1 protein-coding gene is annotated in these 1111 nt (G+C 73.4%); it reads right to left on the bottom strand.

Features of this window, described 5'->3' with window-relative positions:
* Nucleotides 1–1012, bottom strand: a 1012-nt coding sequence (locus ACNPM4_RS13035; RefSeq protein ID WP_448985949.1) for an FAD-dependent oxidoreductase, incomplete at its 3' end; no start/stop codon positions are given.
* Between the last annotated feature and the right edge of the window lie 99 nt (nucleotides 1013–1111).

Genomic DNA, 1111 nt, shown 5'->3' with positions numbered 1-1111 from the left:
GGTCGAAGGACAGGGCCTCACCGGTGCCGAGGCGGATGCTGACGCCGGAGTCGTCGTACGCGATGCGCGCGACCGGGGAGCTCAGCCCCACCTGCACGCCGTCGAGCGCATGCTCCACGAACGGGGTGAGATCATCGCGGGCCGCCTTCGGCTCACCGGTCGGCAGCGGCGGGGCCAGCCAGCTGGAGAGTGCGTCGGCATCGGCTCCGGTGCGGGTGGCGAGGATCGCGAGCAGGGCGGCGGTCGCGGGGTCGGCGGGATCGACGCCCGCCGCGGTCAGAGCGTCGGCGACCGAGGAATCTTCGGGGGCCGCCTGCGCCGTGGTCATCGCGGCGGTGAACGGCTGCGGGTCGACCGGGTCGATGTCGGCATCCGGTGTGCGCCAGAGCTCGCCGGCGAGGTCTTCGATGCCGACATCGCCGCTGGTCAACTGATCGAGGACCTCGGAATCGTCTTCGCCGAAGAGCCAGGCGCCGAGCTGCACCGGCACCGGCCACGAGTCGTCGACCTGCGAGTGGACGCGTCCGCCCACGCGGTCGCGCGCTTCGAACACGGTCACCTGCACGCCGCGTTCGGCGAGCAGTGCCGCAGCCGTGGCGCCCGCGAGCCCGGCACCGACCACGGCCACCCGCTCGCCGGAGCTGCCCGGGATCATGAGCTCTTCCGCGGCGCGCGCACCGGAGGCGATGGCCCCGCGTACCGTGCCGGGAGCATCCTCATCGGTCGCCTCGCCGGCGAAGAAGACGCGATCGTCGATGGGCAGACCCAGCGCGGTGCGCGTGCCGGCGACGACTCCGACGGGGGTGAAGCTGACGGCGCCGAGGGCGAACGGGTCGGTGGTCCAGGTGCTGCGGACGCTGCCGGCCGGCGCGGGAACTCCGGGCGGAGGCTCGGGCTCACGGGTGCGCGTGGGCGTCGGCGTGGGCGCGGGTTCGGGGGTGCAGGAGGCGAGAAGCACCGAAGCGACGCCGGCTCCGGCGCCGAGGAGCAGAGTGCGGCGCGTGATCCTCATCGTGTCGCCACTTTATCCCGAGCCGGGCGGTTCTGCCTCGGCGGGAGGGGTGGTGCGGCCGTCGCGCGCGTTCACAACTCAGGAATAAGTCGCGCGCAC

The sequence above is a fragment of the Microbacterium umsixpiens genome (assembly GCF_053543675.1).
This window is presented reverse-complemented; position numbering and strand designations above follow the sequence as displayed.